Below are 18,823 nucleotides of genomic sequence, written 5' to 3' on the forward strand. Positions count from 1 at the left end.
ACTGACCTCGTGCATGCAACTTGTTGCATCTCATTTTCAGGGCGAGCAACCAGCCCCCGGCGCAAGTAAAATAACGATTTACGCTTGCACCTGCGCAATCCGCCCGGATTCCGGACACTGCGCCGGCCGCCGCAGACTGCTGGGCAAATTATATTCAGAATGAAAGAGTTAGGCAAAATATCCCAGAAATCGGTATCAAGCGCGGTCGCGAGCGATCACGTCTCGGTCATCGAGATCGACGACAGCGCGGCCGGACAGCGCATCGACAACTTTTTGTTGCGCGTCTGTAAAGGCGTGCCCAAGAGCCACATCTACCGCATCTTGCGCAGCGGGGAAGTGCGGGTGAACAAGGGCCGGATCGACGCGCAATACCGGCTCGAACTCGGCGACCTGGTGCGCGTGCCGCCCATTCGCGTCGCGCAACATGACGAGGCGGCCGCTCTGGCGCCCGTGCCGAGCGCACAGTTCAAAATCATTTTCGAAGACGAGCATCTGCTCGTAATCGACAAACCGGCCGGCGTCGCGGTGCACGGCGGCAGCGGCGTCGCTTTCGGCGTGATCGAGCAGATGCGCGAGGCGCGTCCGCAGGCCAAGTTCCTCGAGCTCGTGCATCGGCTGGACCGGGAAACGTCCGGCATCCTGATGCTCGCCAAGAAGCGCTTGGCGCTCGTGAATCTGCACGACCAGATTCGCGAAAACCGGATGGATAAACGCTACTATGCGTGCGTTCACGGCGAATGGGCGAGCGACTGGGGGCGTCGCCGGGCGGTCAGGGAACCGCTGCACAAATACGTGACCGCCGACGGCGAACGGCGTGTGCGCGTGCAGGCTGACGGTCTCGCGTCTCATACGGTGTTCAATCTGATCGACCGTTGGCCGGAATACGCGCTGCTCGAAGCGGAGCTGAAGACGGGCCGTACCCATCAGATCCGCGTGCATCTGCAGCACCTGGAACTGCCGATCGTCGGCGATGCCAAATACGGCGACTTTGCGCTCAACAAGGCGCTCGCCCGCGCGAACGCAAAGCCGGCGCTCAAGCGCATGTTCCTGCACGCTTACCGGTTGAAGCTCACGCACCCGGCAACCGGCGCGCCGCTGCAGCTGGAGGCGCCCTTGCCGGCCGAGTGCCGCAACTTCATCGCGCAATTGAACGAACTACGAAATGGGTCACACCCGGAGACGGCATCGCATGGCTAGAGAGCAATTTGATCTGATCGTCTTCGACTGGGACGGCACGCTGATGGACTCGACCGTGCACATCACGCGCAGTATCCAGGCGGCCTGCCGCGATCTCGGCTTGCCGGTGCCTGCGGACGAAGCGGCGAGCTACGTCATCGGGCTTGGCTTGCGCGACGCGCTGCAGATCGCTGCGCCCACGCTCGATCCCGCCGACTACCCGCGCCTTGCTGAGCGCTACCGCTTCCACTATCTGGTCAAGGACCAGACTACGGAGTTGTTCGCCGGCGTGCGCGAGATGCTGCAGGAATTGCGCGATCAGGGGTATCTGCTCGCGGTCGCGACGGGCAAGAGCCGCGTCGGGCTGAACCGCGCGCTCGATCAGGTGCGCCTCACGAGCCTGTTCGACGGCACGCGCTGCGCGGACGAAACGTTCTCCAAGCCGCATCCGGCCATGTTGCACGAACTGACGCGCGAGCTCGGGCAAGATCCGCTGCGCACGGTCATGGTCGGCGACACCACGCATGATCTGCAGATGGCGATCAATGCGGGCGTGGCGGGCATCGGCGTGACCTACGGCGCCCATCCGGCCGACTCGCTCTCCGCGCTCGCGCCGAAATACGTGGCGTCTAGCGTCAGCGCATTGTCGGGCTGGTTGAAGGAAAACGCATGAGTTCGACCGAAAACGCGAACGGGCAGGCTGCGGAGGCTGCGGCGCAGGCCGTGCGGGTGTGCGGCTCGGAGGAGCTGGTCGACGGCGGCACGGGCGTTCGGCGCGCGGCGAGAATCGGCCCGGATGAGGTTGTGGTGTTTTTCGTGCGCTACGACGGTCGCGCCTATGGCTACTTGAACCGCTGCGCGCACGTGCCCATGGAACTCGACTGGGCGGAGGGTCAGTTCTTCGAATCGTCCGGTTTATACTTGATGTGCGCCACACATGGGGCCATTTACGCGCCGGATACCGGCAAATGCGTAGGCGGTCCGTGCCGTGGCGGCCGGTTGCGCGCGCTTCGGGTGGACGAGCGCGACACGCCCGAAGGCCGCGCCGTTTTCTGGTTGCCGGACGGCGAATTGCGTCCCGCCTCGCCGTGATCTGCCGCCGTGATTAGCCGCCGCAGTCAGCTTTGGCGCCGCTTTTCGCGTTTTCCCCGTCTTTCCCGACCATTCCAAAGTCCGCATGTCCGACAACTTGACGCCTGAAACGAAAGAGCCGCCCATCAGCGGCCGCAACCGCGCTTCCGCCGACGAACCCGGCTGGGAGCGCGCGGCGCTCGAGCGTATTGCGCTCGCCGCCATCAACGAGCAGCGGGCGGCGCGCCGCTGGAAGATCTTCTTCCGGCTTTTGTTCCTCGTCGTGTTGGGCCTCGTGGTATGGGCCGTGTTCGATTTCTCCGGCGACAAGATCACCGCGTCGGGCCGCCACACGGCGCTCATTGCACTTGACGGCGAAATATCCGCAGATACGCGAGCGAACGCCGAAGATATTAGCGCCGCGCTCGAGAGCGCGTTTGAGGACGCCGGTACGGCGGGCGTTATCCTGCGTTGCAACAGCCCGGGCGGCAGTCCGGTGCAGGCCGGCATCATTTATGAGGAAATGCGGCGTTTGCGTGCCAAACATCCGTCAATTCCACTCTACGTCGTGGTGGGGGACATGTGCGCGTCCGGCGGTTACTATGCCGCGGCGGCCGGCGACAAGATTTATGTCGACAAGGCGAGTATCGTCGGCTCGATCGGCGTGCTGATGGACAGCTTCGGTTTCACCGGGCTGATGGATAAGCTTGGTATCCAGCGCAGGCTGCACACTTCCGGTGAGAACAAGGGCTTTTACGATCCGTTCTCGCCTGAAACGCCGAAAATGGATCAGCATGCGCAGGAAATGCTCGACCAGATTCATGGCCAGTTCATCGACGCCGTGCGTCAAGGGCGCGGCAAGCGTCTGCACGAGACGCCGGACATGTTCTCGGGCCTTTTCTGGACCGGCCAGAAAAGCGTGGAGCTTGGTCTCGCCGACGGTTTCGGCGATGCCAATTACGTGGCGCGCGAAATCATCAAGGCGCCGGACATCGTCGACTACACGGTCAAGGAGAGCATTACCGACCGCGTCGCGCGCAAATTCGGCGCGGCGGTGGGCGGCGGCGCGGTGCGCGCGCTGGCGTTTGGCGCGAGGCTCAATCTGCGTTGAGGTTGGCGGCCGCGCGGTTGCACGCGGCCTCTCCTCGCGGCGAGCGGCTTTACGTCGCCAATATCAGAAAGATCGCCGGCCGCTTGTGCAGGTCAATGGCAGGTTTCTTCTTCCAGTCCGCCACCGTGTGACTGCGGATGGTTTCCGTGCCCAGCGTCAGATCGACAGCGACGCAGACAAGCGTCGAAGGTGCGCAGGTGGCCAGCAAGGTGTCCAGCAGCGCCCGGTTGCGGTACGGCGTCTCAATAAAGATCTGCGTCTGCTTGGCCTTGCGCGATTGCATTTCCAGCTCGCGCAGGCGCTTGGCCCTTTCGGCTGCGTCGACCGGCAGGTAGCCGTGAAACGCAAAACTTTGCCCGTTGAGCCCCGAGGCCATCAGCGCCAGAAGGATGGAGCTCGGGCCGACGAACGGCACGACCTTCACGCCGCGCTCGTGGGCCCGGCGCACCAGTAACGCGCCCGGATCGGCAACTGCCGGGCAGCCTGCTTCCGACACCAGTCCGGCATCCGTGCCGGCCAGGACCGGCGCGAGCAGTTTGTCGATCTCGCCGGCCGGCGTATTGACGTTGAGTTCGCGGATCTCGATCTCCTGAATCGGCCGCTCGGTGCCGACTTTCTTCAGAAAAGCGCGGGTCGTTTTGGCGTTTTCGCCGATGTAGTACTGAAGCGCCGCGGCGCGGGCGCGAACCGGAGCAGGCAGAACGGCGCCGAGCGCGTCGGCGTCGCCTTCGCCCAGTGTGTTCGGGATCAGATAGAGGGTGCCGCTCATTGCGCCCCCAAAAGCGGGTAGCCCGCCGTCATCAGCATGTCCGACAGCGCGATCAGCGGAAGACCGACGAGAGCCGTCGGATCGTCGGAGTGAATTGCTTCGAGCAGTGCAATGCCGAGTCCCTCGGACTTCGCGCTGCCTGCGACGTCATAGGGCGTTTCGGCGAGCAGATAGGCTTCGAGCGCCGCATCCGGCAGATTGCGAAAACGCACGCGAGTGATGACGTCGACGCTCTGCGCGGCTCCCGAGCGGCTGTCGAAAAGACACAGCGCGCTATGAAACAGCACCTCGCGTCCCCGCATCGCCTGCAGTTGCGCAAGCGCCTTCTCGTGCGTGCCCGGCTTGCCGATTTGCAGGCCGTCGTAAGTCGCGACCTGATCGGAGCCGATCACAAGCACGGCGTCGTCCGGCGCAAGTGCCGCGGCGACCGCGCGCGCCTTCGCCTCGGCGAGCCGCAAAGCGGTGGCTTCGGGCGTTTCGCCGGCGTGCGGGGTTTCGTCGATCGCGGGCACGGCCACGTCGAATGGAATGCGAAGGCGCTCGAGCAACTCGCGGCGGTACGGCGAACTGGACGCCAGAATGAGGCGTGGCGGGCTTTTCAGGGAATCAGGCATGAGCGGTTGACGGCTGGAAGGGTGGGGCATACGCAGTTGCGCGAATGCTGCGCAAGTACGGGCTTAAGTGTTTGACTCGAAAAGACAAAACGGATATGATTTTGGGCTTTTCATCGGTATGCTTGCGTTACGCGAGCCTCGGTGCGTGCCGCAGCAGTGAATTGAGAAGCAAGCAAAGAAGCAGGCAAGAAGCAGGCAAGAAGCAAGCGGAGAACGGCTGCTGACGCATCACTGAAGCTACGCGGGCTTTCTCGCAAACTGATTTGTCCCGTGATTTAGCGGTGAAACCTGGCAGCAAAACTTGGCGGCGAACATTGCCGACGCAGGAGCGCACATGACTCTACATCCTGGCAAACCTGCAGGTCTGTCCGACCCGCATGAACTCGATCTGTTCGAATTTGCGCGGAGCGGCCGGCAGGCCGCGGGTGTCGTGCGCGTCTCGCAACTGCCGCGCATGTTAAACGAAGTCCCGGCAGAAGCGCCAGACCGCGACACCGCGTTCACCTGGCAAGCCGAAGGGGCGACGCAGCCGGAATTGCAGGACGACGGCACCGAGGGTCCCCAGCCTTATTTGAGGATGGCGATTCACGGCGCTGCCTGGCTCGAATGTCAGCGGTGCATGACACCGTACTCGCAGGCGTTCAATGTCGACGCGACCTACCGGATCGTCAACACTGAGGCGGAAGCCGAAGAGTTTCCGCTCGACGAGGATGAGGTCGAAGTGATCGTGGGCTCGCGCCAGTTCGATCTCGTCGACCTGATCGAAGAAGAGTTGCTGCTTTCCTTGCCGCTCGTGCCCAAGCACGAGGTTTGTCCCGAGGTGCACGAGAGTCTCGTCTCCGGTGCGGCCGGTACCGAAGGCGAGGGCGACGAAGCTGCGCTGGACGAGGCTGACGGCGCGGATGAGGGTGGCGAGCTCGAGCGGCCGAATCCGTTCGCGGCGCTCGAAAGTCTCAAGCGCGGCGAGCCGGGCGACAAGAAGCACTGAACAGTTGCATGGGAGCGCGAGGCGGGCGCATTGGCCATTCGGCCAATGGCGGACACCGCGTCGGGCTGTGTTAGAATTCGGAAAATTTTTAGGAGTTAGTCATGGCAGTTCAACAAAATAAGAAGTCGCCGTCGAAGCGCGGCATGCACCGTTCGCACGATTTCCTCACGGCAGCGCCGCTGGCTGTGGAACCGAGTACGGGCGAAGTGCATCTCCGTCACCATGTGAGCCCGAACGGCTACTATCGCGGCAAGAAAGTCGTCAAGACGAAGAACGACTAATCGTTTCACTGCGTTGCGCCAACCGGCGTTTCGCGTGGCGACCAGTTCGCTTGACATTTTCCCGGCTCGGCAAAAAGGCGGCATTGAATTGCCGCTTTTTTGTGTCGATTGCAGTTGCAGCTTCAGCGCTGACTGCGATCCCATGCAGAGCGTCTGAAATTCGCCGCACTCCATGACAGTAAAGCTCACGATAGATTGCATGGGAGGCGACCACGGCCCGTCCGTGACCGTTCCCGCTGCCGTCAACTTCGTTCGCTCGCATCCTGACGCGCAGTTGCTGCTCGTCGGCATTGAAAGTGCGATTCGTGCGCAGCTGAAGAAGTTGAAGGCTCAGGACCTGTCGGCGTTGACGGTCGTATCCGCTTCCGAGATCGTCGCTATGGACGATCCGGTCGAAGTCGCGCTGCGCAAGAAAAAAGATTCATCCATGCGCGTGGCGCTGAACCGCGTGAAGGAAGGCGAGGCGCAAGCCTGCATTTCCGCCGGCAATACCGGCGCGCTGATGGCGGTTTCGCGCTATGTGCTGAAAACGCTGTCGGGTATCGAGCGTCCGGCGATTGCGTCCGCGCTGCCGAACCCCAACGGCTACACCATGATGCTCGACCTGGGCGCCAACGTCGACTGCGAACCGCAGCATCTGCTGCAATTCGCGGAGATGGGGCACGCGCTCGTGTCCGCGCTCGAAGGTAAGGAGCGGCCTACCATTGGGCTGCTCAATATCGGCGAAGAAGTCATCAAGGGCAACGACACCATCAAACGTGCCGGCGAACTGCTGCGCGCGAGCACGCTCAACTTTCACGGCAATGTGGAAGGCAACGACATCTTCAAGGGCACGGTCGACGTGATCGTGTGCGACGGTTTCGTCGGCAATGTGGCGCTCAAGACGTCCGAAGGCCTAGCGCAGATGCTGTCGAACATCATCAAGGAAGAGTTCGGCCGTTCGTGGCTCACGAAGGTGATGGCGGTGCTGGCGTTGCCGGTATTGATGCGCTTCAAGAAGCGCGTCGATCATCGGCAATACAATGGTGCCGCGCTGCTCGGCCTGCGCGGACTGGTGATCAAAAGCCACGGTTCGGCGGATGCCTACGGGTTTGAGTGGGCTATCAAACGCGGGTATGATGCCGTCAAAAACGGCGTGCTGGAGCGCCTTGCGCGAGCGATGGAAGAGAACGCCGGTTCTCTTGAACAGGCGGCGCGCGACGCAAGCGGTGCGGGTCACGCAAGCCCCATCGCAGGCCAGCCGGCCGAGCCCTACGCTGCGCAATCCTCGAAGGCATAATGGCTCAATCGACAATTTATTCCCGCGTCCTGGGAACCGGCAGCTATCTGCCGCCCGCGCGCGTCACCAATCAGGACCTCGCCGAGCGTCTCGCGAAGCAGGGCGTCGAGACGAGCGACGAATGGATCGTGGCCCGCACGGGTATCCATGCGCGTCACTTCGCCGACCCGGACGTCACCACGAGCGACCTCGCGCAGATTGCCTCGCAGCGGGCGATCGAAGCGGCGGACATCGACCCGCAAGCCATCGACCTGATCATTGTCGCCACCTCCACGCCGGACTTCGTGTTTCCGAGCACGGCGTGCCTGCTGCAGAACAAGCTCGGCATCAGGAATCACGGCGCGGCGTTCGACGTCCAGGCCGTGTGTTCCGGTTTCGCCTATGCGGTGTCCATGGCGGACAGCCTGATTCGCGGCGGCCAGCATCGCACGGCGCTTGTCGTCGGCGCAGAGACGTTCTCGCGCATTCTCGATTTCAACGACCGCACCACCTGCGTGCTCTTCGGCGACGGCGCGGGCGCGGTGATTCTGCAGGCATCGGCAGAACCGGGTGTCCTGTCGAGCGCGTTGCACGCGGACGGCAGCCATTCGAACATTCTCTGCACGCCGGGCAACGTGAACGGCGGCGTGGTGGCGGGCAGCGCGTTCCTGCACATGGACGGGCAGGCGGTGTTCAAGCTGGCCGTCAACGTGCTGGAAAAAGTCGCGGTCGAGGCGCTCGAGAAAGCGAATCTGTCGGCGGATCAGATCGACTGGCTGATTCCGCATCAGGCCAATATCCGCATCATGCAAAGCACTTGCCGCAAGCTAGGCTTGCCGCAGGAGCGCATGGTCGTCACGGTGGGCGAGCACGGCAATACGTCGGCGGCCTCCATTCCGCTCGCACTCGACGTCGCGGTGCGCGACGGCCGCATCAAGCGCGGCCAGAACGTGCTGATCGAAGGCGTCGGCGGCGGCTTCACGTGGGGCGCGTCGGTCATCCGTTACTAAGCGGCGGCTGACTTCGGGCGGCGCCTGCAAGGCGCCTCGCGCCGCGTGCTCACGAGCCGCGCCTACATCTGACTACATCGATTTTGGGGACGATATGAAATTTGCGTTCGTTTTTCCTGGACAGGGTTCGCAATCGGTCGGCATGCTCAACGCTTTCGCCGATCAGCCCCTTGTGCGCGAGACGGTTCAGGAAGCGTCCGACGCGCTCAATCAGGACCTCGGCAAGCTGATCGCCGAAGGCCCCGCGGAAGATCTCAATCTCACCACCAACACCCAGCCCGTCATGCTGACGGCGGCCTACGCGATCTACCGCGCGTGGCAGCAGGCAGGCGGCCCGGCGCCGGCTCTCGTCGCCGGCCATAGTCTCGGCGAATACACGGCGCTCGTCGTGGCGGGCGCCATCGCGTTTCGCGACGCCGTGCCGCTCGTGCGTTTCCGTGCGCAAGCCATGCAAACGGCTGTGCCCGTCGGCGAAGGCGGCATGGCGGCGATTCTCGGTCTCGACGACGACACGGTGCGCGCGGTGTGCGCGGAAGCGTCGGCCGCGGGCGTCGTCGAAGCGGTCAATTTCAATGCGCCGTCGCAAGTCGTGATCGCGGGCCATAAGGCCGCCGTCGAGAAGGCCTGCGAAGTCGCGAAGGCGAAGGGCGCAAAACGCGCGCTGCCGCTGCCGGTTTCGGCGCCGTTCCACTCGTCGCTGCTCAAGCCGGCTTCGGATCAGCTGCGCGAATACCTGGCAAGCGTCAACGTGCAGGTGCCGTCCATCCCCGTCATCAACAATGTCGACGTCGCCATCGTCAACGAGCCGGCGCAGATCAAGGACGCGCTGGTGCGCCAGGCGGCGGGCGCCGTGCGCTGGGTCGAGAGCGTGCAGGCCATGGCGGCGCAGGGCGTGACGCACGTCGTCGAATGCGGGCCGGGCAAGGTCCTTGCGGGATTGACCAAGCGCATTGACGGCAATCTGATCGGTGCATCGGTGTTCGATCCGGCCTCGCTCGAAGAAACGCTCAAGCTCCTGACAGCCAACTGAGTGCGACGTCGCACAGACAGCGCAGCAAGCATCAGCAATCAATCAGCCCTCCGAAGGGCATTCGGATCGACAGATGGAAAAGAATCTCGACAAGCACATCGCAATCGTCACGGGCGCCTCGCGCGGCATTGGCCGCGCCATTGCGCTGGAGCTCGCGCGCCAGGGCGCCACTGTGATCGGCACGGCGACCAGCGAAAGCGGAGCGGCGGCCATCAGTGAAGCGTTCAATGCGGCCGGCGTGAGCGGCCGCGGCGCGGTGCTCGACGTGAACGACGCGGCGGCTGCGGAAGCGCTGATCGACGGCACGGTGAAGGAATTCGGCGCGCTGCACGTGCTGGTGAACAACGCCGGCATCACGCAGGACCAGTTGGCCATGCGCATGAAAGACGACGACTGGGACGCGGTAATCGACACGAACCTGAAGTCGGTGTTCCGTCTGTCGCGCGCGGTGCTGCGCCCGATGATGAAGGCGAAGGGCGGCCGCATCGTCAACATCACGTCGGTGGTCGGCTCGGCCGGCAACCCGGGGCAGGTCAACTATGCCGCGGCGAAAGCAGGCGTGGCCGGTATGACGCGCGCGCTCGCACGTGAAATCGGCAGCCGCGGCATCACGGTGAACTGCGTGGCGCCAGGCTTCATCGACACCGACATGACGCGCACCTTGCCCGAAGAACAGCAAACCGCGCTCAAAACACAGATTCCGCTGGGCCGTCTCGGCAGCCCCGAAGATATCGCGCACGCCGTCGCTTTTCTCGCGTCGCCGCAAGCCGGTTACATCACCGGCACGACGATGCATGTGAACGGCGGAATGTACATGTCGTAACCAAATTCGGTTACTATCCGCGCCTTGATGCGTTCCTCGAATGCGTCGGGCGCATGCCTTGACAGCAACCTGATGCGCCGCTTTTTTGCCGGGTCAAACCTGATAAAATGCGCGCACCTGTATTTTTGAACTTTTTTCCCTTGGAGGGGTAATGGACAATATCGAACAGCGCGTCAAGAAGATCGTCGCAGAACAACTGGGCGTGGCCGAAGCGGAAATCAAGAACGAAGCTTCGTTCGTGAACGACCTCGGCGCCGACTCGCTGGACACGGTTGAACTCGTGATGGCCCTCGAAGACGAATTCGGCATGGAAATTCCGGATGAAGAAGCCGAGAAGATCACCACCGTTCAGCAAGCGATCGACTACGCTCGCGCAAACGTCAAGGCCTAAGGTCATTCGCACCTGCGTCCTGGCGTTAGCGGCGTATGACGCCCTGTCGCGTCGGTTGCCGACGCTATCGGGGCCGGCGTTCTTTGCCACGCCGCTTGCCGCAAGCGTTGCCATGCAGGAGCCAGCGATGTTGACAGCGCAAGTTTCCGCGCGATTGCCGACTTAACAGCCACAGGGTGCACAGGGCAGGTTCCTGTGGCCGCTGTGGCTTTTGTTTTTGTCATCTATGAAAAAGAGGTTACCGTGAGCCGCCGTCGTGTTGTTGTTACAGGCCTGGGGCTGATTTCGCCTGTTGGCAATAATGTTGCCGACGGCTGGGCCAATCTGGTCGCCGGCAAGTCGGGTATTGCCAATATCACGAAGTTCGACGCGTCGAACTTCTCGACTCGTTTCGCCGGCGAGGTGAAGGGCTTCAATATCGAGGACTACATCCCCGGTAAGGAAGCGCGCCACATGGATACGTTCATCCATTACGGCGTGGCCGCAGGCATCCAGGCGATGCAGGACAGCGGCCTTCAAGTCACCGACGAAAATTCGGAACGTATCGGCGTCGTGGTGGGTTCGGGTATCGGCGGCCTGCCGATGATCGAAGTCACGCAAACCGAGCTGCTCAATCGCGGGCCGCGCCGCATCTCGCCGTTCTTCGTGCCGGCGTCGATCATCAACATGATCTCGGGTCACCTGTCGATCAAGTTCGGCATCAAGGGTCCGAATCTCGCCATCGTGACGGCGTGTACGACGGGTCTGCACTGTATCGGCGAGGCGTCGCGCCTGATCGAATACGGCGACGCCGACGTGATGATCGCGGGCGGCGCGGAGTCGACTGTCTCGCCGCTCGGTATCGGCGGCTTCGCGGCGGCGCGCGCGCTGTCGCAACGCAATGACGATCCGGCAACGGCGAGCCGTCCGTGGGACAAGGACCGCGACGGTTTCGTGCTCGGCGAAGGCGCCGGCGTGATGGTGCTCGAAGAGTACGAGCACGCCAAGGCACGCGGCGCGAAGATTTACGCCGAAGTCGGCGGCTATGGGATGAGTGGCGACGCCTATCACATGACCGCCCCGCTCGAAGACGGCGACGGCGCGCGCCGCTGCATGCTCGCAGCCCTGAAGAACGCGGGCGTCAACGCCGATCAGGTGAATTATCTGAATGCGCACGGCACGTCCACGCCGCTCGGCGACTTGGCCGAAACGACCGGTATCAAGCGCGCGTTCGGCGACCACGCCAAAAACATCGTCGTGAATTCGACGAAGTCGATGACGGGTCACCTGCTTGGCGGCGCCGGCGGTCTCGAGTCGGTGTTCACTGTGCTTGCCGTGCACCATCAGGTGTCGCCGCCCACGATCAACATCTTCAACCAGGACCCCGCTTGCGACCTGGACTACTGCGCCAACACCGCGCGGGAGATGAAGATCGACGTCGCGCTGAAGAACTCATTCGGGTTCGGCGGCACGAACGGCACGCTGGTCTTCAAGCGCGCCTGAGGCTCGCAGCCGGGTGACGCGCCAGCCGACGGCGCCGGCCTCGCCGGCGCTTTCCCCTGAGACGGCTACGTCCGCAAGAGCGCCGCAGCGAATCGCGCTGCGGCGCTCTTTCACGATGCGTGCTGTGTCTGCCGCTTGCGTCGCGACGGCGTCGGCGGCGGTTTATAGCTGCGTGTCGTCGTGGCTGGGCGTCTTGCAGGCGCTTCCGTTGGCGCTTGCCGCGTTCGCGCTTCTTGCGCTGTGCTCGGTGAGTCACGAGCGGGCGCAGCCTGTCGCGCTGACAATGGGGCGCGAGAGCCTCACTGCGTGGGGGCGGGCGGGTGTTCTGCTTGCGCAGGGCCGCATAGCCGGTTGCGCGCACTGGAGCGACCGTTTGCTCGTGCTCGTCCTGAAGCCGGACGAGGGCCGCCGGCACACGCTGCTTGTGCCCGCCGACACAGTCCCGCCAGCGGTCTTCCGCGAGCTCGCGGTGCGGGCCCGGCGGCGCGCCGGCGCGTGACTGTTACGACTGTAACCGCTGTTACCGGGCGGCATGTCCCCCGTAACGCGCCCCGTCGGGGCGGACGCTACAATGGTGCCCCCGTCATGCGCCCTCAAGTTAACGGATTTATCAGGTGAGCGAAAAAGAAATTGATCAGGTGCTGGTCGAACGCGTCCAGAAGGGCGACAAGGCCGCGTTCGAGCTTCTGGTCTCCAAATACCACCGCAAGATTCTCCGGCTGATCTCGCGCCTCGTGCGCGACCCCGCCGAAGTGGAAGACGTCGCGCAAGACGCTTTCATCAAGGCTTACCGCGCGTTGCCGCAATTTCGCGGCGAGTCCGCGTTTTATACGTGGTTGTACCGGATTGCGGTCAACACGGCGAAGAACTACCTTGCGACCCAAGGCCGGCGCGCGCCGACATCGACGGAAGCCGATGCTGAAGAAGCTGAAACTTTCTCCGACGCCGACCAACTAAGGGATATCAACACGCCTGAGTCGATGTTGATGAGCAAGCAGATCGCCGAGACGGTCAATGCGGCAATGGCGGTTTTACCGGAAGAGCTGCGCACCGCCATTACTCTTCGTGAAATTGAAGGTTTGAGCTACGAGGAAATCGCTGAGATGATGGGCTGCCCGATCGGCACCGTCAGATCGCGAATTTTCCGCGCTCGCGAAGCCATTGCGGCAAAATTGCGTCCGTTGCTTGACACACCTGAAGGCAAGCGCTGGTAAGCCCAGCCGGCCGAACGGGGCGCGGGGGCAATATCTGGATTAGTGGTGTCACTACGGGGTTTTTGTAAGATGGGGAGCATCATGGGGTCGGTCTCGATGCAATCGCAAGCCAGTTCGCGCGGCGAGCGTCTGTCCGCTTTTGTCGACGGTGAGCTGTTCGGCGAAGAGCATCTGAATCTTGACAGGTTTCTGTCCGAGCTGGACGGCGAAGATCGCGCCGCATGGTCCAGCTATCACCTGATCGGCGACGCGTTGCGTTCCGACGATCTCGCGGTCAGTTCCGCGGCCAGCAGCGCTTTCCTGAGTGGCTTCGCTGCGCGCCTCGAGAGCGAGCCGCATCTGCTCGCGCCGGCTGCGCAGCCGGTCGCGCGGCGCCTGCTGGCTTTGCGTCGCCGCGTGGTGCCGGCCTTTGCGGTGGCGGCGGCGGCCGCTACGCTGACGTGGATCGTTGTGCCGCAGCTCCAAGGCGTGCCGGGTGGCCCCGGCGCCACCCAGGTTGCCTCCGTGTCCTCGCATGGCGACGCGCTGCAGAAGGTCGCCATGGCGCCCGTGCCCGCGGCCAATGTCGTGCCGATCGCACAAGACGCCAATATCATTCGCGACGCGAGCCTCGACCAGTATCTGGAAGCCCATCAGCAATTCGCGCAGCAGCCGGTCATGCCGGGCTCCATGCCGCTGATCCGCGCTGCCGCCGTTTCCACGCAAGGCCAATAGTTTGATGCAGACTCCGCGGTTCAATAAAACGACTATCTGGGGGCGGCTGCCGGCATTCCTGTTCTGCGCAGCCGTATTGTTGTCCGCTACACCGCGGGTATTTGCACAAACCGACGACCCGCTCGTCGCCCGCCGCACGGCCGCCGATCTGCTGGACCGCATTCATCAGGCCGCGCAGCAGCAGAACTACGAGGGCGCGTTCGTCTATCAGCGCGGCAATTTCGTTCAGACGTCGCGCATCGCCCATTACGCGACCCGGGCCGAAGGCGAGTTCGAGCAGTTGGAGAGCCTCGACGGCAAGCCGCGCAAGATGCTGCGTCATAACGACGAGCTCTACACGTTCGTGCCCGAGCGCCACTTGTGTGTGGTCGAAAAGCGCCAGAACAAGGACTCGTTCCCCGCTTTGCTGGCTGTGAGCGGCGAGCAGGTGCTGTCCGTATACGAGCCGAAACTGCTCGGCGACGATCGCGTGGCGGGCGTTGAAAGCCAGGTGATCGAACTCGACCCCAAAGACGCCTACCGTTTCGCTTACAAGCTGTGGGCCGACAAGAAAACGGGCTTGCTGCTGCGCGCGCAAACGCTCGATCCGAACGGTCAGGTGCTCGAACAACTGTCCTTTTCGCAAATTCGCATCGGCGTGCCGGTCGAGAAGGCCGGTATCGTGAGCGGTATTCGCAACACCGCCGGCTGGACGGTGGTGCATCCACCCATCGAGCCGGTCGACATGGCTGCGCAAGGGTGGCAATTCGGCTCGGCCGTGCCGGGTTTCCGCAAGATTCGCGAATTGCGCCGTCCCATGGCGGCGCGGGAAGCCGGCCAACCGACCATTCCGGTCGATCAGGCAGTGTTTTCCGACGGTCTCGCCGCGGTCTCGGTGTTCATCGAGCCGGTTGAGAACAACACGCGCAAGGAAGGCGCGGGCAGCAGCGGCGCGACCCACGTGCTGGTGAAGCGCCGCGGCGACTTCTGGATTACCCTGCTCGGTGAAGTCCCTCAGGCCACGTTGCAGCAATTTGCGTCTGCCATAGAATACAAGGCTCCGAAGTAATTCTCCGACTCCTGCATCCCTCGGCTTCCTACGATATGACGACTTTCTCGGTGCGCAAATTTCTCGCGGCCGCGGTAGTGGCGGCATGTTTGCCGTTCGCACCGCACACGGCGTCGGCGGCCTCCGCAGCCAATCTGCCCGACTTCACTGACCTCGTCGACAAGGTCGGTCCGGCTGTCGTCAACATTCGCACGACCACGCGCGTGACGAGCAGCGGGGGGCCGCGGGGCGCGTTGCCGCCGGGCATGGACGACGGCGACATGTCCGAGTTCTTCCGCCGCTTCTTCGGCATTCCGATGCCGCAGTCGCCGCAATCGCCCGGCGCGCCGCGCGGCGGCGATAACGGTGGTAGCGGCGGCAGCCAGGACGGGCCGGACAGCAACGATCCGGAACAGAACAGTGGCGTCGGCTCGGGCTTCATCTTGTCGGCCGACGGCTACGTGATGACCAATGCGCACGTCATCGACGACGCGGACACCATTTACGTCACGCTGACCGACAAGCGCGAGTTCAAGGCGAAGCTCATCGGCGTGGACGACCGGACGGATGTCGCGGTCGTCAAGATCAGCGCCGCGAACCTGCCGACCATCACCATCGGCGATTCGAACAAGGTCCGCGTGGGCGAGTGGGTCGTCGCGATCGGCTCGCCGTTCGGCCTCGAGAATACGGTCACGGCCGGCATCGTCAGCGCGAAGGGGCGCGATACCGGCGACTATCTGCCGTTTATCCAGACCGACGTGGCCGTCAATCCGGGCAACTCGGGCGGCCCGCTCATCAATATGCAGGGCGAGGTGATCGGCATCAACTCGCAGATCTACAGCCGCACCGGCGGTTTCATGGGCATTTCGTTCGCCATCCCGATCGACGAGGCAATGCGCGTGGCCGACCAGCTGAAAGCGTCGGGCAAGGTGGTGCGCGGCCGCATCGCGGTGGCAATCGGCGAAGTGACGAAAGATGTCGCGGACTCGCTCGGCTTGCCGAAGGCGCAAGGCGCGCTCGTCAGCAGCGTCGAGCCGGGCGGCCCGGCGGACAAGGCGGGCGTGCAGCCGGGCGACATCATCCTCAAGTTCAACGGCCATTCGGTCGATACGGCGACGGACCTGCCGCGCATGGTCGGCGACACGAAGCCGGGCACGAAGGCGACCATCACCGTCTGGCGCAAGGGCCAAACGCGGGATCTGCCGGTCACGATCGCCGAGATGCAGCCTGACAAGACATCGAAGGCCGATCAGAAGAAGCCGCAGGCGCCGAAGCAGCGCGCCACGAACGCGCTCGGGCTTGCCGTCAGCGATATTCCGGCCGATCAGCTGCGCACGCTCAAACTGCGCAACGGCGTGCAGATCGACGCGGTGGACGGTCCGGCCGCGCGGGTCGGCTTGCAGAAGGGCGACATCATTCTGCGCGTGGGCGATACCGACATCACGAGTGCGAAGCAGTTCGACGAACTCACTGCGCATCTGGACTCGCAGAAAATGGTCGCGCTGCTGGTCCGCCGCGGCGAGAACACGCAGTTCGTGCCGATTCGTCCGCGCGGCGTCCAGAAATGACGAAGACGGCGCCGCTCACGCTCTACGGGCGCGCGTGGTGCCACTTGTGCGACGACATGCGCGCGGCGCTCGAGCCCTTGCTGGCCGAGTTCGGCGCGCAGCTCGTCGTGATCGACGTCGACAGCGATCCGTTGCTCGAGGCCCGCTACAACGAACTCGTGCCGGTGCTGGTGTGCGACGGCGTGCAGCTCTGTCACTACCATCTCGACGAAGCGCGCGTGCGCGGCGCGCTAGCGGCTCGCGTTGCCGGCGCCGAACCGGCTCGCTGAAGGCGGGCGCGCTCTGCCGCGAGTGTCTCCCGCCTGCCTACGCACGTTGGAGGCGGATTTTTCTGCCCGGCTCGGGCGTCTTTCGGGAACCCGCTTCTCGCCCAAAGCGCGCAAGATGCGCCGGGCGCCGGCCTTTTCGGCTAAAATAGATAAGTTTTTCACCTACTTACAAGGCGTGCTCCGCTATTGTCCGAGCGCGCCTTTTTTGCTTGATCGGCACTGAATGGATCATATTCGTAACTTCTCGATCATTGCGCACATCGACCACGGCAAGTCGACGCTCGCCGATCGCATCATCCAGATTTGCGGCGGTTTGTCCGACCGCGAGATGGAAGCCCAGGTGCTCGACTCGATGGATCTCGAGCGCGAGCGCGGCATCACCATCAAGGCACAAACCGCGGCGCTGTCCTATCGCGCGCGCGACGGCAAGGTCTACAACCTCAACATGATCGACACACCGGGCCACGTCGACTTCTCGTACGAAGTCAGCCGCTCGCTGTCGGCATGCGAAGGCGCGCTGCTGGTGGTGGACGCGAGCCAGGGCGTGGAGGCGCAAACGGTCGCCAACTGCTACACGGCAATCGAATTGGGCGTCGAAGTCGTTCCCGTGCTCAACAAGATCGACTTGCCGGCCGCGAATCCGGAAAATGCGATCGCCGAAATCGAAGACGTGATCGGCATCGACGCGACCGACGCCACACACTGCAGCGCGAAGACCGGTCTCGGCGTCGAAGACGTGCTCGAGGCGCTGATCGCCAAAGTGCCGCCGCCGAAGGGCGACCCTGAAGCGCCGCTGCAGGCGCTCATTATCGACTCGTGGTTCGACAACTACGTCGGCGTCGTCATGCTCGTGCGTATCGTCAACGGCACGCTGCGTCCGAAAGACAAGATCCGCCTGATGGCCACCGGCGCGCAGTATCCGGTCGAGCACATCGGCGTGTTCACGCCCAAGTCGAAGAATCTGGAAATGTTGTCGGCAGGGCAGGTGGGCTTCATCATCGCGGGCATCAAGGAGTTGGCCGCCGCGAAGGTGGGCGATACCGTCACGCTCGTGAACCGTCCCGCTGAGGAGCCGCTGCCGGGCTTCAAGGAAGTGAAGCCGCAGGTGTTCGCCGGCCTCTATCCGGTCGAGGCGAATCAGTACGACGCGCTGCGCGACTCGCTGGAAAAACTGAAACTGAACGACGCATCGCTGCATTACGAGCCTGAAGTTTCGCAAGCGCTGGGCTTTGGTTTCCGCTGTGGCTTCCTGGGTCTTCTGCACATGGAGATTGTGCAGGAACGTCTCGAACGCGAGTTCGACATGGACCTGATCACCACCGCGCCCACCGTCGTGTACGAGGTCGTGCAACGCGACGGCACCGTCATCATGGTCGAGAATCCGGCCAAGATGCCCGACCCGTCGAAGATCGAAGAAGTGCGCGAGCCGATCGTCACGGTCAATCTGTACATGCCTCAGGACTACGTCGGCCCGGTGATCACGCTGTGTACGCAAAAACGCGGCACGCAGATCAACATGCAGTATCACGGCCGCCAGGTGCAGTTGACCTACGAGATTCCGATGGGCGAAGTCGTGCTCGACTTTTTCGACCGCCTGAAGTCCATTTCGCGCGGCTATGCGTCGATGGATTACGAGTTCAAGGAATATCGCGCGTCGGATGTGGTGAAGGTTGACATGCTGATCAACGGCGACAAGGTCGACGCGCTGTCGGTCATCGTGCACCGCTCGCAGAGCCAGTATCGCGGCCGCGAAGTGGCGGCGAAAATGCGCGAGCTGATTCCGCGTCAAATGTACGACGTCGCGGTTCAGGCGACCATCGGCTCGAACATCATCGCGCGTGAGAACATTAAAGCCTTGCGTAAGAACGTGCTGGCAAAATGCTACGGCGGCGACATTACACGTAAAAAGAAGCTGCTGGAAAAGCAGAAGGCAGGCAAGAAGCGAATGAAGCAAGTGGGGTCCGTCGAGATTCCGCAAGAGGCTTTCCTCGCCATCCTGCGTGTCGAAGACAAATAAGACGAACAAC

21 protein-coding genes are annotated in these 18,823 nt (G+C 63.2%); 19 read left to right on the top strand and 2 right to left on the bottom strand.

From position 1 onward, the window contains the following. The first annotated feature begins 159 nt into the window (after positions 1 to 159). From HV711_RS22460 to HV711_RS22475, 4 genes are all read left to right on the top strand, one after another. Positions 160 to 1,197, top strand: coding sequence for an RluA family pseudouridine synthase (locus tag HV711_RS22460; protein ID WP_035482190.1), 1,038 nt, complete (start codon positions 160 to 162; stop codon positions 1,195 to 1,197). Continuing rightward, complete coding sequence (locus tag HV711_RS22465) at positions 1,190 to 1,849, top strand: HAD-IIIA family hydrolase (protein ID WP_013589170.1); 660 nt, start codon at positions 1,190 to 1,192, stop codon at positions 1,847 to 1,849. The genes HV711_RS22460 and HV711_RS22465 overlap by 8 nt, the downstream gene beginning before the upstream one ends. Continuing rightward, entirely contained in the window at positions 1,846 to 2,268 is a 423-nt protein-coding gene (locus HV711_RS22470) for a Rieske (2Fe-2S) protein (RefSeq protein WP_013589169.1), read from the top strand. Before HV711_RS22465 ends, HV711_RS22470 begins: the two co-directional genes overlap by 4 nt. An 85-nt stretch (positions 2,269 to 2,353) precedes the next feature. Further along, positions 2,354 to 3,358 (top strand): S49 family peptidase, encoded by a 1,005-nt coding sequence (locus HV711_RS22475; RefSeq protein ID WP_035482189.1) that lies wholly within the window; start codon positions 2,354 to 2,356, stop codon positions 3,356 to 3,358. A gap of 49 nt (positions 3,359 to 3,407) precedes the next feature. Here HV711_RS22475 and HV711_RS22480 read toward each other — a convergent pair whose 3' ends face one another. Then, positions 3,408 to 4,127, bottom strand: coding sequence for an SAM-dependent methyltransferase (locus HV711_RS22480; protein ID WP_035482188.1), 720 nt, complete (start codon positions 4,125 to 4,127; stop codon positions 3,408 to 3,410). Next, positions 4,124 to 4,741, bottom strand: coding sequence for a Maf-like protein (locus HV711_RS22485; protein ID WP_028362854.1), 618 nt, complete (start codon positions 4,739 to 4,741; stop codon positions 4,124 to 4,126). Before HV711_RS22485 ends, HV711_RS22480 begins: the two co-directional genes overlap by 4 nt. A 334-nt stretch (positions 4,742 to 5,075) precedes the next feature. Between HV711_RS22485 and HV711_RS22490 the strand changes: the two genes are divergently transcribed. The 15 genes from HV711_RS22490 to lepA all read left to right on the top strand — a co-directional run bounded on the left by HV711_RS22490 (position 5,076) and on the right by lepA (position 18,813). Further along, positions 5,076 to 5,729 (top strand): DUF177 domain-containing protein, encoded by a 654-nt coding sequence (locus HV711_RS22490; RefSeq protein ID WP_035482187.1) that lies wholly within the window; start codon positions 5,076 to 5,078, stop codon positions 5,727 to 5,729. Between the two features lie 101 nt (positions 5,730 to 5,830). Next, positions 5,831 to 6,010 carry a 50S ribosomal protein L32 gene (rpmF, locus tag HV711_RS22495; RefSeq protein WP_006051932.1) on the top strand — a complete coding sequence of 60 codons (180 nt, stop codon included), beginning with the start codon at positions 5,831 to 5,833 and terminating at the stop codon, positions 6,008 to 6,010. Between the two features lie 172 nt (positions 6,011 to 6,182). After that, positions 6,183 to 7,289 (top strand): phosphate acyltransferase PlsX, encoded by a 1,107-nt coding sequence (gene plsX, locus HV711_RS22500; RefSeq protein WP_035482186.1) that lies wholly within the window; start codon positions 6,183 to 6,185, stop codon positions 7,287 to 7,289. Next, complete coding sequence (locus tag HV711_RS22505) at positions 7,289 to 8,278, top strand: beta-ketoacyl-ACP synthase III (protein WP_013589163.1); 990 nt, start codon at positions 7,289 to 7,291, stop codon at positions 8,276 to 8,278. Before plsX ends, HV711_RS22505 begins: the two co-directional genes overlap by 1 nt. Positions 8,279 to 8,372: 94 nt before the next feature. Next, positions 8,373 to 9,308, top strand: coding sequence for an ACP S-malonyltransferase (gene fabD / locus HV711_RS22510; protein WP_035482185.1), 936 nt, complete (start codon positions 8,373 to 8,375; stop codon positions 9,306 to 9,308). 73 nt (positions 9,309 to 9,381) lie between these two features. Next, entirely contained in the window at positions 9,382 to 10,131 is a 750-nt protein-coding gene (gene fabG / locus HV711_RS22515) for a 3-oxoacyl-ACP reductase FabG (protein WP_013589161.1), read from the top strand. 151 nt (positions 10,132 to 10,282) lie between these two features. Next, complete coding sequence (gene acpP / locus HV711_RS22520) at positions 10,283 to 10,522, top strand: acyl carrier protein (RefSeq protein ID WP_004197638.1); 240 nt, start codon at positions 10,283 to 10,285, stop codon at positions 10,520 to 10,522. 243 nt (positions 10,523 to 10,765) lie between these two features. Then, positions 10,766 to 12,004 carry a beta-ketoacyl-ACP synthase II gene (fabF, locus tag HV711_RS22525; RefSeq protein WP_013589160.1) on the top strand — a complete coding sequence of 413 codons (1,239 nt, stop codon included), beginning with the start codon at positions 10,766 to 10,768 and terminating at the stop codon, positions 12,002 to 12,004. A 97-nt stretch (positions 12,005 to 12,101) separates the two neighbouring features. Continuing rightward, positions 12,102 to 12,503, top strand: coding sequence for a protein YgfX (locus tag HV711_RS22530; protein ID WP_341809899.1), 402 nt, complete (start codon positions 12,102 to 12,104; stop codon positions 12,501 to 12,503). Between the two features lie 115 nt (positions 12,504 to 12,618). Beyond that, on the top strand, positions 12,619 to 13,218 hold the full coding sequence (rpoE, locus tag HV711_RS22535) for an RNA polymerase sigma factor RpoE (RefSeq protein ID WP_006051939.1): 600 nt from the start codon (positions 12,619 to 12,621) through the stop codon (positions 13,216 to 13,218). An 81-nt stretch (positions 13,219 to 13,299) separates the two neighbouring features. Beyond that, on the top strand, positions 13,300 to 13,932 hold the full coding sequence (locus HV711_RS22540; protein WP_028362849.1) for a sigma-E factor negative regulatory protein: 633 nt from the start codon (positions 13,300 to 13,302) through the stop codon (positions 13,930 to 13,932). 4 nt (positions 13,933 to 13,936) lie between these two features. After that, complete coding sequence (locus HV711_RS22545; protein WP_035482209.1) at positions 13,937 to 14,980, top strand: MucB/RseB C-terminal domain-containing protein; 1,044 nt, start codon at positions 13,937 to 13,939, stop codon at positions 14,978 to 14,980. A gap of 35 nt (positions 14,981 to 15,015) precedes the next feature. Next, on the top strand, positions 15,016 to 16,527 hold the full coding sequence (locus HV711_RS22550; protein WP_015003393.1) for a DegQ family serine endoprotease: 1,512 nt from the start codon (positions 15,016 to 15,018) through the stop codon (positions 16,525 to 16,527). Next, positions 16,524 to 16,796: a glutaredoxin family protein gene (locus tag HV711_RS22555; protein WP_028362847.1), complete on the top strand. Its 273-nt coding sequence runs from the start codon at positions 16,524 to 16,526 to the stop codon at positions 16,794 to 16,796. Before HV711_RS22550 ends, HV711_RS22555 begins: the two co-directional genes overlap by 4 nt. Before the next feature lie 223 nt (positions 16,797 to 17,019). Then, positions 17,020 to 18,813, top strand: coding sequence for a translation elongation factor 4 (lepA, locus tag HV711_RS22560; protein ID WP_013589154.1), 1,794 nt, complete (start codon positions 17,020 to 17,022; stop codon positions 18,811 to 18,813). The last annotated feature ends 10 nt before the right edge of the window (positions 18,814 to 18,823 follow it).

This window comes from Paraburkholderia phenoliruptrix, assembly GCF_902859825.1.
Lineage (GTDB): Bacteria > Pseudomonadota > Gammaproteobacteria > Burkholderiales > Burkholderiaceae > Paraburkholderia > Paraburkholderia phenoliruptrix.